This is a genomic window from Citrobacter sp. Igbk 16 (assembly GCF_028069755.1).
Taxonomy (GTDB): domain Bacteria; phylum Pseudomonadota; class Gammaproteobacteria; order Enterobacterales; family Enterobacteriaceae; genus Citrobacter.
Map to the genome: position 1 here is coordinate 56,913 of NZ_JANEWJ010000008.1, position 14,987 is coordinate 71,899.

Annotated in this window: 13 protein-coding genes; 3 read left to right on the forward strand and 10 right to left on the reverse strand. The window is 54.5% G+C overall.

Annotated features, from left to right (window positions below; all coding sequences use genetic code 11):
- Positions 1-12 precede the first annotated feature (12 nt).
- Positions 13-1,083: a catabolic alanine racemase DadX gene (gene dadX, locus NNO03_RS07770; RefSeq protein WP_271441512.1), complete on the forward strand. Its 1,071-nt coding sequence runs from the start codon at positions 13-15 to the stop codon at positions 1,081-1,083.
- A gap of 102 nt (positions 1,084-1,185) precedes the next feature.
- On the opposite strand, the gene NNO03_RS07775 is transcribed toward dadX, so the two are convergent.
- Both NNO03_RS07775 and ldcA read right to left on the reverse strand, forming a co-directional pair.
- Positions 1,186-2,919: a potassium/proton antiporter gene (locus tag NNO03_RS07775; RefSeq protein WP_271441511.1), complete on the reverse strand. Its 1,734-nt coding sequence runs from the start codon at positions 2,917-2,919 to the stop codon at positions 1,186-1,188.
- A gap of 97 nt (positions 2,920-3,016) precedes the next feature.
- Positions 3,017-3,931 (reverse strand): muramoyltetrapeptide carboxypeptidase, encoded by a 915-nt coding sequence (ldcA, locus tag NNO03_RS07780; protein WP_271449228.1) that lies wholly within the window; start codon positions 3,929-3,931, stop codon positions 3,017-3,019.
- Positions 3,932-4,029: 98 nt separating this feature from the next.
- Between ldcA and emtA the strand changes: the two genes are divergently transcribed.
- Positions 4,030-4,641: a membrane-bound lytic murein transglycosylase EmtA gene (gene emtA / locus NNO03_RS07785; protein WP_040232326.1), complete on the forward strand. Its 612-nt coding sequence runs from the start codon at positions 4,030-4,032 to the stop codon at positions 4,639-4,641.
- A gap of 11 nt (positions 4,642-4,652) precedes the next feature.
- On the opposite strand, the gene ycgR is transcribed toward emtA, so the two are convergent.
- The gene (gene ycgR / locus NNO03_RS07790) at positions 4,653-5,387 is read right to left on the reverse strand and encodes a flagellar brake protein YcgR (protein ID WP_271441509.1); all 735 of its coding nucleotides are present in this window, start codon (positions 5,385-5,387) and stop codon (positions 4,653-4,655) included.
- A 201-nt stretch (positions 5,388-5,588) separates the two neighbouring features.
- Here ycgR and NNO03_RS07795 point away from each other — a divergent pair, with 201 nt between their 5' ends.
- Entirely contained in the window at positions 5,589-5,843 is a 255-nt protein-coding gene (locus NNO03_RS07795; protein WP_048212573.1) for a GlsB/YeaQ/YmgE family stress response membrane protein, read from the forward strand.
- A gap of 688 nt (positions 5,844-6,531) precedes the next feature.
- Here the strand turns inward: NNO03_RS07795 and NNO03_RS07800 are convergent.
- The 7 genes from NNO03_RS07800 to NNO03_RS07830 form a co-directional block, all read right to left on the reverse strand.
- Complete coding sequence (locus NNO03_RS07800) at positions 6,532-8,502, reverse strand: TonB-dependent siderophore receptor (protein WP_271449229.1); 1,971 nt, start codon at positions 8,500-8,502, stop codon at positions 6,532-6,534.
- Between the two features lie 23 nt (positions 8,503-8,525).
- Positions 8,526-9,383, reverse strand: coding sequence for a ModD protein (modD, locus tag NNO03_RS07805; RefSeq protein ID WP_271449230.1), 858 nt, complete (start codon positions 9,381-9,383; stop codon positions 8,526-8,528).
- Entirely contained in the window at positions 9,380-10,192 is an 813-nt protein-coding gene (locus NNO03_RS07810) for a class I SAM-dependent methyltransferase (RefSeq protein ID WP_271441506.1), read from the reverse strand. Before NNO03_RS07810 ends, modD begins: the two co-directional genes overlap by 4 nt.
- Positions 10,193-10,201: 9 nt before the next feature.
- Positions 10,202-10,963 carry an ABC transporter ATP-binding protein gene (locus NNO03_RS07815; protein ID WP_271449231.1) on the reverse strand — a complete coding sequence of 254 codons (762 nt, stop codon included), beginning with the start codon at positions 10,961-10,963 and terminating at the stop codon, positions 10,202-10,204.
- Positions 10,960-11,946 (reverse strand): iron ABC transporter permease, encoded by a 987-nt coding sequence (locus NNO03_RS07820; RefSeq protein ID WP_271449264.1) that lies wholly within the window; start codon positions 11,944-11,946, stop codon positions 10,960-10,962. Before NNO03_RS07820 ends, NNO03_RS07815 begins: the two co-directional genes overlap by 4 nt.
- Positions 11,946-12,968: an ABC transporter substrate-binding protein gene (locus tag NNO03_RS07825; RefSeq protein WP_271449232.1), complete on the reverse strand. Its 1,023-nt coding sequence runs from the start codon at positions 12,966-12,968 to the stop codon at positions 11,946-11,948. Before NNO03_RS07825 ends, NNO03_RS07820 begins: the two co-directional genes overlap by 1 nt.
- A gap of 207 nt (positions 12,969-13,175) precedes the next feature.
- Complete coding sequence (locus tag NNO03_RS07830) at positions 13,176-14,888, reverse strand: alpha,alpha-trehalase (protein ID WP_271449233.1); 1,713 nt, start codon at positions 14,886-14,888, stop codon at positions 13,176-13,178.
- Positions 14,889-14,987: the final 99 nt, after the last annotated feature.

Below are 14,987 nucleotides of genomic sequence, written 5' to 3' on the forward strand. Positions count from 1 at the left end.
TAAGGACGCGAGATGACCCGCCCGATACTGGCCAGCATTGACCTGCAGGCGTTGAAACAAAATCTGACCATTACGCGTCAGGCTGCGCCGGACTCCCGCGTCTGGTCGGTCGTAAAAGCCAATGCCTACGGACACGGTATAGAACGCGTCTGGACGGCACTGGGAACGACCGATGGTTTCGCTATGCTCAATCTCGAGGAGGCGATCACCCTGCGGGAGCGGGGATGGAAAGGACCGATTTTAATGCTGGAGGGGTTTTTCCATGCCGAAGACCTGACGGTGTATGACACATATCGTCTGACCACCTGTGTCCACAGTAACTGGCAGCTCAAAGCGTTGCAAAATGCCCGGCTGAACGCGCCGCTGGATATTTACCTGAAAGTGAATAGCGGCATGAACCGGCTGGGTTTCTTACCAGAGCGAGTAGCGACCGTCTGGCAACAGTTGCGGGCAATGCCTAACGTGGGTGAGATGACGCTAATGTCGCATTTTGCTGATGCTGAACATCCGGATGGCATCAAGGACGCGATGGCGCGTATTGCGCAGGCAACGGAAGGACTGGAGTGTAGACGTTCGCTGTCGAATTCTGCTGCGACGCTGTGGCACCCACAAGCGCATTATGACTGGGTTCGTCCGGGCATTATTCTGTACGGCGCGTCGCCGTCGGGACAATGGCGGGACATTGCCAACACCGGACTTAAGCCAGTGATGACGCTGAGCAGTGAGATTATCGGTGTGCAAACGCTGAAAGCAGGCGACCGGGTTGGTTACGGTGGCCGTTACACTGCCAGCGGTGATCAGCGCATTGGAATTGTGGCAACAGGCTATGCCGATGGTTATCCGCGCCATGCTCCGAGTGGGACACCTGTCCTGGTGGACGGTGTACGTACCGGGACGGTCGGCACGGTATCCATGGATATGCTGGCGGTTGACCTGACACCATGTCCACAGGCGGGGATAGGAACGCCTGTGGAACTGTGGGGCAAAGAGATTAAAATCGACGATGTGGCGACAGCGGCGGGCACGGTGGGCTATGAATTAATGTGCTCTCTGGCGCTGCGCGTACCGGTAGTGACGATGTAACTTTTGTAGAGTTGCCTGACGGCGCGCAGCTTTCAGGCCTACAGAAGCAGTACATTTGTAGGCCGGGTAAGGCGCAGCCGTCACCCGGCCAAAACAACTGCGTTATTCATCCTCATCTTCTGCCACGCGGACACCCACTTTCAGCACGGCATTATCTTCTTTCTCGGCTACCGTCCAGATCATACCGGCAAATTCCACCTGGTCACCGACAACCGGTGCAGCACCCAACAGTTGCTGAACAATTTCACCCAGCGTTTGCTGCTTATCGCGATACTCGGTGCCATCTTCCAGACCATAAATCAGTGCCACATCGGCATATTTCGCGCTGGCTTCGAGAATAAAATCACCAAAGAAACGCTGGTCTAACGACACAGGCGGTGACTGACTGAACAGCTTGCCTAAGGCGGGCAGGTCGCGTTCGCGACCAATGACGCACAGCACATCGCCTTCACGCAGGCGGGTACTGCCTGATGGGTGAAACAGCACGTTGTCACGAAACAGTGCGGCAATACGCGTTTCCTCTGGCATATGCAAGTCACGCAATGCGGCCCCTACGCACCATTTATCGGCACTCAACTGGTAAACGAACTGCTCCCAGGGATTATCCGGGTGAATATCGAGACCAATACGTGAAACTGGCCAGCCAACAGGAGGTACCACGACTTTGGCTTTTTTAGCGGCCCACGACAGCGACGTCCCCTGGAACAGCAGCGAGATCAGTACCACAAAGAATGCGACGTTAAAGAACAAACGCGCATTTTCCAGACCCGCCATCATCGGGAAGACGGCAAGGATGATGGGTACCGCACCGCGTAAGCCAACCCAGCTAATGAAAATGCGCTCACGCAGATTGAAACCACGAAATGGCAGCAATCCGGCGAACACCGACAACGGACGCGCGAAGAAAATCATCCAGGCAGACAAAATCAACGCCGGAATCGCGATCGGCAACAGGTCGGATGGCGTCACCAGCAATCCCAGCACCAGGAACATGGCAATTTGCGCCAGCCAGGCCAGACCGTCAAAGTTTTGCAGAATACCGAAGCGGTTGCGGATCGGGCGATTTCCCAGCAGGAAGCCACACAGATAAACCGCCAGAATGCCGCTGCCTTCAAGTGCGGTAGTCAGGGCAAAAATCAGGATCCCGCCGCTTAAGGCCAGCAGCGGATACAGCCCGGCAGGCAGTGAAATACGATTAATCATCTGCTGGAGCAGGTATCCACCGCCGAGACCGATAGCGATACCTAAGCCAAACTGCTGGATAATATGCACGGCGAACATCCAGCTTAAACCGGTCTCGTGGTTCTGGATCATTTCGATAAGCGTAATGGTCAGAAATACGGCCATTGGGTCATTACTACCTGACTCAATTTCCAGCGTCGATCCCACACGTTCGTTAAGTCCTTTACCGCCGAGCAGGGAAAATACCGCTGCGGCATCGGTTGAGCCGACAATCGCGCCAATCAGCAGTCCTTCGATGAGATCCAGATGAAACAGCCATGCCGCCATCATGCCGGTTAAACCAGAGGTAATCAGCACGCCCACGGTCGCCAACGATAATGCCGGGCCTAGCGCAACACGAAAGGAGCTGGCCTGAGTGCGCATCCCGCCGTCAAGCAGGATCACGGCCAACGCCAGGTTACTGACCATGTAGGCAAAAGGATAGTTATCAAAAGGAATGCCGCCAACACCGTCCACGCCCGCTAACATGCCAATAGCGAGGAAAATCACCAGAATCGGGATACCAAGACGTGATGAGAATGAACTTAGCAAGATACTGCAGGTGACGAGAACGGAACCCAAAATAAAAAGGCTAATGATTGCTGCGGCATCCAACGTTCGGTTACTCCTGAATTACGCTGTTTCGTATTAATAAACCCTAACATAATAACGACAGAAACAGCGTTTTACTTAGCCCTGAGGCAGGCTTTTTTTACGATTTAAGCACCGGATGACCGGAGATTGTGAGTTGACTGCCGTTTTTATCATTTTTCAGCACGGCTTTGGCCCCTAAAGGTAAGGTGACGGTGCGTTGTTCATGGCCAAAATCGAGGCCGCTTAACAGTGGAACCGATAATTTGGCACGCAAAAACGCGCAGACTGAATCAAGACTGTAACCGGCATCATAATCATTAGGCGCACTGCCGCTAAAACTGCCGAGAATGATGGCGTTCTGGCGGGCGAGGATCCCAGCATGATAAAGTTGTAGCAGCATGCGCTCGATGCGAAACGGGTGCTCGTTGATGTCTTCCAGCACCAGAATACCGTTCTCAATGGCGGGCATCCACGGCGTCCCCATCAGCGAAATGAGCATCGCCAGATTTCCGCCCCACAGCGTGCCTTCGGTAGCGCAATCCGGGCCATGCCCTTGCCAGTCGAGGGTAAATTCGGCATTGCGCAAAGCCTGCCAAAAATGGTGCTCGGTAAAGGCGTTCATTTCCTCGGCACCGAAGTTAGCTGCCAGCATCGGGCCACTAAACGAGATGACATGACTCTTCGCCAGCAGCCCGCATTGAATAGCCGTGAAATCGCTGTGACCACACAGCAGGAGTGGGTTCTGTTGCTGGCGAACGGCCAGCGCCTGCCAGTCAATCTCTGCCAGCAAACGGCTCGCACCGTAGCCGCCGCGCACCGCCATCACAATAGTATCAGGCGTTTTTAGTTCAACGAGTGAATTCACATCCGCCAGACGCTCGGCTTCGGTACCGGCAAAACGCTGACAGCGGCGGGCGATGACGGCAGTGTTATCGACCTGATGACCGGCCTCAGTAAGACGCGCAAGCCCACGTAATGCAGCCTGCTGGTTGATACAGTAGCCCGACGGGGCAATTAAGTGAAACCGGGACATGGCATTTCCTTGCTACAACTAAAACCAAATGTATATCATGCCGCGTAGGTATGTCGTTGTCACCTCAGCGACAGGTTCCGGCTATAAGGATAGATGACGTGAAATTGAGATGGTTTGCTTTTTTGGTTGTAATACTTGCGGGCTGTAGTTCAAAACAGGATTACAAAAATCCGCCATGGAACGCAGAAGTTCCGGTTAAACGCGCGATGCAATGGATGCCTATCAGTGAAAAAGCCGGCGCGGCCTGGGGCGTTAGCCCACAATTGATTACGGCGATTATCGCTATTGAATCAGGGGGTAACCCCAATGCAGTCAGTAAATCTAATGCCATCGGTCTGATGCAGCTTAAAGCCTCCACCTCCGGGCGGGACGTTTATCGCCGCATGGGATGGAGCGGAGAGCCGTCGACCAGTGAGCTGAAAAATCCAGAGCGCAATATCTCCATGGGGGCGGCGTATCTGAGCATTCTTGAAACCGGTCCGCTGGCGGGAATTGAAGATCCACAGGTGATGCAATATGCGCTGGTGGTGTCATACGCGAACGGTGCCGGGGCGCTGCTGCGGACGTTCTCCTCTGACAGGAAAAAAGCCATCAGCAAAATCAACGATCTGAGCGCGGATGAGTTTTTTGAACATGTTGTCGATAACCATCCTGCGCCGCAGGCCCCACGTTATATCTGGAAGCTTCAGCGAGCGCTGGATGCGATGTAACGCGTGTGATATTACTCGCGCACTTTATTCGACTTTTCCCGAGCCTCGCGCTCAAGCGAAAAAATAATCCGCTGTAAATTCCGCTCCACCGCCGGGCCGACGTTGAGAAAACGAAAGCTCAGGCGGGGAGTGGTGATGGTCTCATTTTTCCCGTCGATCACTTTTCGCTCGGTAATCGAGATGAGCTGGGCATCAACGTGGTACACACCCCATTGTTCCATATTCAGTTCAACCTGCGAGAAGCGCATACCTTCAACCAGCCCCTCCGGTGTAGCCCCTTCTAATAGCGCGCCCATGCCGCCAAGAGACAAATCGAATAAGCGAAAATGCAGGATACTGTTGTCCGGCATTTTCGCCTTGCAGTGATAGGGCGGGTGTAACGGTGCACCGATGCGGAAGTATTCCCGGCGCTGGACGAACCACAGCGAAGGTGGCAACGATGAGATAAAGGCTGGCAATCGTTGATACTCGCCTTTTGTCAGTTGCGGGAGGGTAAACTCCACCTTGGCACCCTGCGTTTCGGCGATAATTGAGATCTGGCTGGCGCGTTGCACGGCCTGGTTTTCATATTCCTGACTGCCAAAATCCATGATCAATTCGTCCGGGCTGACAGCAAGAATTTTGCTGATGAACTGACCTCCTGACCAGGAGATACGCAGTGGAACCTGCTGTGAATTTAAGTCCCGGAGTACCCCTAATACTGCGAGCGGGTTTTGCTTCAGGAACTGCTCATTGTAGTTACTCACACCTAATGACTCCTGGATACCTGGCTTATCGTTGGGTTATCGGCATCGCGAGACGGAACTTAATACAAATGGATGAAATTTTTTACCCAAGCCAATGAATTAAGTCTGAGTGCAAACAGCAGGTAGCGATGGCTTGCCTATACTTAACGTGCTGGCGCAGGAGTGTCTTGCGTGTGCGTTCACTGGAAAGAGGGCCTGAAAATGGGAATTATTGCCTGGATTATTTTTGGTCTGATTGCGGGGGTTATCGCCAAGCTGATTATGCCGGGGCGTGATGGCGGTGGGTTTATTCTGACCTGCATTCTCGGTATTGTCGGTGCTGTGGTCGGTGGGTGGCTGGCAACGATGTTTGGTATCGGTGGCGATGTCAGTGGGTTTAATCTCCACAGCTTCCTGGTGGCCGTGGTCGGCGCGATTGTAGTACTGGGTGTTTTCCGACTGGTACGACGAGATTAATCAAACGGCCCCCGAGCAGTAATGCCGTTCAGTTAAGCATGTCTGGTGAACATGTGATTCTTGCTCAGAGTTCCGTTCACCTTAGTTGTGTCATTTCTCTGAAGCGCAGATACCCGTGAACGTGCAAGGGAGGCTCACCGCCGCCTCCCTTGCATCCATGCAGGCCGTCCCCTCTGTCCGCATCCCTGCGGACAGCCCCGGTCAGCCGTCAACGCCTCATCGATTTTCAGCCGGAACCAGAGTCATCGCTTCAACTCTCTGACTTCCAGTTAAATCTGTTTTGCTGTTTAAACAAAAACGCAGAAGGTGAGGTGCGGGCTGGTCCGGCTGAAAATTGCCGACGTGTTTCCGTAAGGCCGGGAGAGCCAGCATGGATGCTGGCTCAGGGCGCGCTTTGCAGGGACGCTACCTCGCGCCCGACCCGGTAGCCTGAAGGAATAAGCGGAGGGTATTGCGCAGCAACAATTTTCCCGCCGGGAGCCGGGATTGTAAAGGGCGTGGCGGAGAACGCCCTTTACTCGTTCACAGGAGCCGGCGTTTCAGAGAAGCGATGAACATGAGGTGAACGGAACCCTTTCTCTGAGAGTGCATATTCATAACTTCTACCCTCACAGGCGATACTTTCTGAAACTGAGCCGTTAACTGAACAGCATTACCCTGAACGGGGCCGTTTCTCTGTATCGCTAAGTCAGAACTGATACTCAACCCCGGCCCAGTAATTTCGACCTTCTTCGATAAACCCTTCGCTGTAGACGTACTGTGTATCAAACAGGTTGTTGACCGAAGCGTTAACGCTAAAGCCATGTCCGAGGGTGTAATCTGCCCGGAGGTGGGTAATGGCGAACCCAGCCGCTTTTTGTGAGCCATCAGAATTGCTATAGCTTGAAGAGCGGGCTTCTTCGGACAGCGTAATGCTGAGTGGGTCCCACGGCTTCAGCGTCATCCAGGCGGTTAGCGTTTGTGTTGGCAGATCGGTAATTTTACCGATGTCGCTGCGTTTAACGTCAGCATGGATAAGGCCGTAGCTCAGCCCCACATCCAGCATGTCAAAGACCTTACCTTTGACGCCTGCATCCAGGCCGGTGTAATCCACCCGACCACTGTTTTGGTTCTGAATCGTGTCGGCATCAATATTGTGGGACAGAATCGCATCGGTAATGCGGTTGTAATACACGCTGGCTTCGAATCCCCAGTTCTGGGTGAACGAACCGTTCCACGTGAGATCGACGCTACGGGCGCGTTCCGGTTTTAGCTGCGGGTTGACCAGCGCTATCTGGTTATAAGCCGGTTTTGACGTGGTGTAGCGTTCTTTCAGTGTGGGGAAGCGCGTTCTGTCAGAGTAGGAGAGCGCTAATGTGTCAGAATTTTCAAAGTGGTATTTGGTCATTACCTGCCAGTTAAAGGCGGACTGGTTGTTGTCATCATAATGGGTAACACTGCCGTTTTTCTCGTGCTTCATCCCCTCTACGCTGTCACGCCAGTCGTAGCTGATACCTGCCACCACATCGACATTATCCGCAGCCGCCCATTGATATTCACTGGCGACAGACCAGGTGCGATCTTCGTAGCGGTCATAAGCGGCATTCGGAGCCCCTTTTTCGCGATGAACATCGTCTTTCCAGTTCACGGCGAAAGAGAGCAGGTCGTTTTCCCGCATATCAGCGGAAAGCTGCAAACCTGCGCCGTCGCTATAGTCAGAATAATGGCTGTAGCTGCCTTTCTTATTTTTCAGATCGGCAAGGGAATTGTACATCATCAGCGTATTTTCAAAGGTGTCGCGATACAGGCGGCTTTTCAATGTAAAGCGATCGCCCAAATGCGTGGTGCCCTGATAGTAATAACTTTCTTTATCATATTGCGGCCATTGCCAATAACGCGATTTCTGGCTGCTGGTTCCGGCATACGGCGGGTTATCTTTTTCGCCGTCCTGATTAATGTAGGTCAGAACATACTCATCATCGCCGCGTGGCGTGAAACCCAGTTTCACGATGCCGCGTTTATCATCGGCTGATGAGTTAATCATCTTGCCATTGCTGCCCGCTACCGGGTTATCAACACCATGAGGTAATCCGAGGAAATCCTGTTTTAGCTGGCTACCACTGAGCTGGATATATCCGAGATCGTTGCTGGCACCGAACGACGCGTGCATATCATGGGCATTGTCTTTGCTCCGGCTCCAGCCCTGACGATACCCCAGAGAGCCCTCAATCGGTTTGGTGGGTTTTTTGGTCGTGATGTTGATAGCGCCACCCATCTGGTTCGGCCCCTGTAGCAAAGATGAGTAGCCTTTAGAGACTTCGACAGACGCGATATCGGATGTCAGAAAACGACCTAAATCAAGGTTGCCATCGTAGGGTATGTACACCGGAACACCGTCGAAAAAGACCGGGACCTGACGGCTGTCAAAACCGCGGACTTTCACTTGTTGCTCATTACGGTTACCGGATTTTTGCAGCACGACGCCGGGAACGACGCTTAGCGCCTGCGCCACGTTTTGTTTATCCAGTTGCTGCATCGTTTCCTGGCCCAAAACCGTCGTGGTTGCGGCGGAGGCCGGACTAGACCAGACGGTCATGGTTTCGCTTTCCTGCCCAGCAAAAGCACCTTGCGCGAAAGCAAACGATAGGGCTGTGTAAAGACAACTTTTGTTGAAATTCATTATTTATAGTCCATTTATAAATGTTATATGCCACGTGCGTCCGGGCTCAGGCTAACTTTGATATCCGCCGGTGGGGCGTAGTAAGGCGCGGAGGTGATAAAGAGTCTGATGCCACAGTCGAGATAACTCGCCAGTGAGGCGAGGGTAATGCCGCCAGTCAGCGCCAGCGTGCAATGGGGGGCCAGAGAAGGAGCCAGGCGAGCGATGTCTGCTGCCTGCTCAGGGGTAAACTTATCGAGTTGCAGCACATCAGGCGCAGCATGTAGCGCGGCCAGTGCCTCATCGGGGGTATCGGCTTCGACCACAATCTTTTTTTCTGGCGCATGGGTGCGGAGTTGCGCGATTGCCGCAGTCCAGCCGTTCGGATTGGCAAGAAAGCGGCGATGATTCGCAAACAGCAGAACGGTTTCGGCGCACCCGCCCCGGTGGATAATGCCTCCGGCGGCAAGGATCGCCTGAGTCGCCAACAAACGCGTGCCGGGAATGGCTTTGCGGGTACAGGCAATCTGGCCATCAGGATAGCGTTGGCGTAGCACGTTCAGCATCTCGTCGAGATAGCGTGAGACACCGCAACTCCGCTCCAGCACGTTCTGTACCGCTTTCCAGCCCTGGTGTAGTGCCGCCGCGTTACCGTGTGCGCGCAGAAGTAACTGTCCGCTGTTCACCCGTTCGCCATCTGCCACAAGGTCGGTAACGGTCAAACCCAGTGATGTCAGCATTTGTCTGGCAACAGCGGTTCCGCTCACGCACCCGCCCTGGCGGTGATAAAAAACCATACTTCCTGGCTGTGCGCCGATACCCAACGCGCGGGTTGTTAAATCGCCGCCCTGAATATCCTCCAGCAGCAGCGCATCGACTTGCGCCTGTGAGACGTAGATCATTGCAGCGCCTCCCGCGGTACGCTGTCCCACCAGATAAGCGCCCAGTCGCGACTGGCGGGCGCGATGGTGCGAGGGTCCTGCTGATGGTACCAGTGCTCCAGCCGCTCAATTTCGTCTGTGCTCAGTTCCCCCATGCTCCAGCGCACGTTCTCCAGAAAACGTGTCCAGGTGCTGTTGTCCTGCTGGCAGTTGGGTCCACGGATAAAATCAACATGTGCGTGAATGCCCATCTGATACAAAACATTCAGTGCATAGATATAGTTGGGAAGCTCAATCACCTCGCGGCCCAACGCGCGCTGAATAGTGGGTGATACAAATGAGGAACTGACGAGATGGGTGGTGTAAACCCGTAACCGTGCCTGATTATTCAGTTTGGTCATGGCCTGGCGCATATCGGCAACCAGCGTCGAACGTGAGGCGACGGCAATATCACATTGGGGTAAGTCGTCCCAGTGCGCTTCCCATGCGCGCTGCACCCACTGTACGTGGCGTACGCCCATCTGTCCGGCACGGCGAGCGGCAACGCTCAACATTCCCTGGCTGTAGTCTACGCCGTAAACGATCGGCATTTTTTTGGCCAGCGCCAGCGCAACCGTTCCGGGGCCGCAACCCATATCAAACAGTGATTCAGCACCTTTCAGGTCAATCTTGCTCAATAACTGGAGCAGGTAGCTGTCGGTTAATGAGGCGCAATTCTCTGCCATTTTTTCCGCGCGTTTGTCCCAGTGCTCTGGTTTTTTCTCGGTTCGCTTCGCCAGAAGTAACTGTTTGCGGTACAGGTCGGCAAAATCAATGTCGTCAATGAGCATCGTGATTCCTTAATCGTGTGAGCCAAAGAGGTGATGGGCTATTTGTGAGGGGGTGACCCGATACAGCGTGGCCAGACGTTCAGCAGCCAGTTGGTGCTCAGGCCCCCCCTGAGACACCAGACCATCTGGCTCGACGCGCACCACGCTGTCGGCAATGGCGCGCGCATGCAACGGATGGTGGGTCGACATCAGCAGCGCCATGCCAGAATCTTTTAGCGTGACCAGTGTGTCGAGCAGTCGGATCTGGTGACCAAAATCGAGGCTGGAAGCGGGTTCATCCAGCAGTAAAAGACGTGGACGTTGTGCCAGCGCACGGGCAATCAACACCAGTTGACGTTCGCCACCGCTGAGAGTGTTCCAGCGCCGGGGCGCGAGATGTGGGATTGCCAGCACGTCCAGTTGTTCAAGGGCGATATCGCGCTCTTTGATGCCGGGAACGGCAAATGCCGCCATTTGCGGGGCCAGTCCCATCATCACCATATCCAGAGCCGTGAAGGCAAACGCACCGTCATGTGCCTGAGGAACCCAGGCGATGGTGGCGGCGCGTTCACGGTCGCTGAGATGATTCACCGCGATACCATCAAGCGTAATGTGGCCAGCAAGCGGTTGAAGAACGCCAAGAATGGTACGCATCAGGGTGGTTTTCCCGCTGCCATTGGCGCCAATCAGGCAACAGATTGACCCTGGCGCGACGCTAAACGAGACATCGCGCAATACAGGGTGTCGGGAATGGTAGCCGAGAGACGCATGTTGTACGGTCAGCAGCGTCATTGTCGGCCTCCCCGGAGCAGAAGCAACAGGAAGAAGGGGGCACCAATAAACGCGGTCAGGATCCCCAGCGGGATTTCCGTGCTGCTCAGGGTACGGGCAAGGGTATCTGTCAGCAGCAGTAAAATAGCGCCGATCCCCATTGAAACGGGCAGTAGCCGTTGGTGGTTGTTCCCACAAAGCAGTCTGCCTATGTGTGGCACCACCAGCCCAATCCAGCCAATAATTCCGGCAATCGCCACAGTACAGGCGGTGATAAGCGTGGCGCAGATAATCAGCCAGAGCCGTAGCCGGGATACGTTGATACCCAGAGAACGGGCTTCATCATCCGAGAGGGTGAGCAAATTCATACGCCAGCGTAGCAGCAACAGCGGCACCAAACCGGCCACAATCAGCGGTGCGGACAACCACAGGTCATGGGCGGTGATGGTCGACAGACCACCGAGTAGCCAGAAGGTAATCGACGGTAGTTGGGTATACGGGTCAGCCAGCGTTTTGATGAGCGAAATCCCTGCACCGCACACCGTACCCAACGCAATGCCGACCAGTACAAGGGTGAGTACCGGATCGTGGCGTTTTACCCGCTGGGTGATGAGCCACACGCCCGCCACCACGAACAGACCGCCGACAAACGCATACAGTTGAATAAACAGGATCGGTAAACCCAGCAGGATGGCGGTACAGGCCCCTAAACCCGCCCCGGCCGCCACACCGAGAATATCCGGCGACACCAGTGGGTTACGGAACATACCCTGATAAGTGGTCCCTGCGCCCGCCAGTGCCGCGCCCAGCAGCAATGCAGCCAGAATGCGCGGCAATCGAATCTGCCAGAAGACGATTTTGTCCTGGGACGGCACGCCTGGATGGCCAGCAATGAGGTTCATCACCTGCTGGGCATCCAGGCGGTATGCACCTGAAACCGTTGCGACGATGACGCACGCGGCAATGGCTGCGATCATCAGGATACTCAGCGTTGTCATTCTCATCACAGTGTCACCAGCTTCTGAAACTGTGCATCGCTTAATGAGGTGTGCCAGAACAACTCTGCGTAGCGCTGCATATCGGTCTTAAAGTGGATTTCAATTTTGGGGTCAAGCCAGGCGTGCAGGCGACGTAATCCGAGTAACCGGTTGATGCCCGGCGGGGCGTCCAGCCAGCCAAACGGCAGTCCGCTGAGAAACAGAATACGTTGCTCAGCAACGGCTTTGACCCCTTGCCAGACGGGATCTTCTCGCAGGTACTGTGCGGTGACTGCATCCTGAACCAGAATAATATCGGGCTGCCAGCTCAACAGATTTTCCATGGATACCTGGGTCAATCCATGTCGTCCCGGGATTTGCGCGACATTGTGTAATCCCAGTAACTCTGGTGCCTCGGTATGCAGTGAACCCTGCAAACCGGTTTCCAGCCCTCTGGCACCGCGTGCGGCATAAAAGCGCAGTTTTGCTGCGGGGGAGTGCGAAAACGCATCTGCGTCATCAATAAACCGACGGGCCAGTGCGGCCTGTGCAGAGGCCCGTGTTGCCACACCCAGCGCGGCCCCTGCGGCTTGCAGTTGCGCCGGGGTTTGTCGGAGCTCGCCGTTAATCAGTAGCCACGGAACGTGCGTTTGCGCGTTGACCTGCCGGGCTTGGGAAAGCCAGGTTTCATCAGCATTGCCGCAGTCAACCACCAGATCGGGTTTCAGTGCTAACAAGGCCTCCAGTGACAGGGTGCTGGCGCGTCCTGCCAGTCTTCCCAACTTCGGTAACGCCAAAATGTCATGATGGAATGGCACTGCGGCCTGGTGAGAAAAATCAAAGGATGAAAATCCCACCAGTTTTTCCGGTGCGACGGCCAGCAATAGCATATCGGCAGGTGCTCCGGCACTGACGACGCGCTGGATTGCGTCGGGTGACGGCGGAGAACCGACCGCAACGGTAAGCGGTGTTTGGGCAAGGGCCGGAAAATGGCGTAACAGCAGCGCAGATGCCACGAGTTGGGCAAACATCCTTCTTGTCAGTGGCATTATGTTGGTCCTGAACAGTGATAAAATCGCTATATATTTACATATACAGCGAATAAAAACATGTTCAGAATCAATTTCACACGGATGAAAACAGGGGCTACCCCATAAGGGCTAGATGCAATGGATACACCTGAAATGGAGATTTATGGCACCAAAAAATCCGCGACCAGGCGCGGATTTAGAGGACGCTTAAGACACCCGAGAAGATTAGGATGTCGGTTGAGTCTGCTTTTTGGCCTCGGAAGGCGTGTTACTGGCGGGGGCGGGGCGCGTTGCCGGTACGCTGTCGCAGGGTTTATCTTTCGCACATATCAGGTCGAGCATTTTTAACGTTACGCCGTTGGTCCAGCCGAAACCATCCTGTAGCGGGTATTCGCCACCACCGCCACCGGTTCCTGTGCTGCTCACGTCATACTTCTCAACCAGTTTTTTCTCACGATCGTAGGTGTGCTGCACATTGGTGAGGAATCGCCAGGTGACATCCATGGCGACATCATTTTGGCCATAGTTCTGTAATCCCGATGCAGCGACCCACTGTAACGGCGCCCAGCCGTTGGGGGCATCCCACTGCTGGCCGCTTTTCACCGACGTGGTGGCAAGGCCGCCAGGTTGCAACAGATGCGCCTGAGTTGCTGCTGCCACCTTGCTGGCGCGATCTTTCGCTGCCGCATTCACAAATAAGGGGAACAGCGCGGCGGCAGTTAACTGATTACGGACTTTGTGGCTCTTCAGATCATAGTCGGCATACCAGCCTTCTTTGTCATTCCACAACCAGGTTTCAATCCCTTTTTGGCGGGCATTGGCAAAGCCCTCGTACTGCGCTGCTTTGGCATCGTCACCTGCGGCTTTGCTGGCGAGAGCGATCATTTTCTCCATCTTGTATAACAATGCATTGAGGTCGACAGGCACGATGCTGGTGGTGCGCAGGGTACTGAGCTGGTTGGGGTTATCCATCCAGCGCGAACTAAAGTCCCATCCGGATGCGGCGGCTGAGCGCAGGTCGCGATAAATTTCAGTGGCAGGGCGGTTCGGGTTGCTTTTCGCGGTGGCAATATCTTCAACCCAGGATTCAGGTCTTGGCGTATCGCGGTCATCCCAGTAGCGGTTTAAAAGGGTGCCATCAGCCAGCTTGACCACACGTTTATGCTGTTGACCGGGCTGAAGTGCTTCGCTTCCTTCCATCCAGTAGCTGTATTCTTTTTGCATCTGCGGGAGATATTTTTTCAGCGCGTCGTTACCGTCATGCTGCGCCAGCAGTTCAACCATAAAGGCAAAGAACGGCGGCTGCGAACGACTCAGGTAGTAGCTTCGGTTGCCGTTAGGAATGTGCCCCCACGAATCAATCTCATAAGCGAAGTTGGCCACCATATCAGAGACCTTGTCCCAGCGATCGCTCTCGGCCAGCCCCAGCATGGTAAAATAGCTATCCCAGTAATAAATCTCACGAAAACGCCCACCCGGCACTACATAGGGTTCTGGTAGCGGCAGCAGAGAGTCCCATTTTTCGACATCGGTGGTTGAGCGAGTGAGTACCGGCCACAGTCCGTCAATGTGCTCGCGGAGTGATTGCCCGGCCGGGGGTACGTATTTCTCACCCTCTTTTGGCAACGTGAAATTCACTTCCACAAAATGGCGTAAATCAAAGCCGGACTGATTTTTCTGCATCCGATAATCGGCAAGGATCATCAGCGGATCGCTGTTGGGCACTGCGTCGGCAAAGGTTTTCTGATCGGGAAATAGCTTTGCTGTCTGTACATCATTGAACAACGGACCAAGCAGAATATCAGGAGGAGAAGGCGTAGCGGCAGGTGAATCCTCAGCGTGCGCAGTAAAAGAGGCCAGAGCAAAAAAGGTGCTTGCGAGCGTCAGTTTTATCGCCACTGAGAGCAGGCCTGGGTGGCGAATGGCGGGCGTTATCATCGGTTAATCTCCTTAGCGGCGTGCCGAAGTTGCGGCATTTACCATGAGAAAACCTTAGTTCAGGATCGACCGTTGCGCGTGATCGGCCCCCCATTTTGC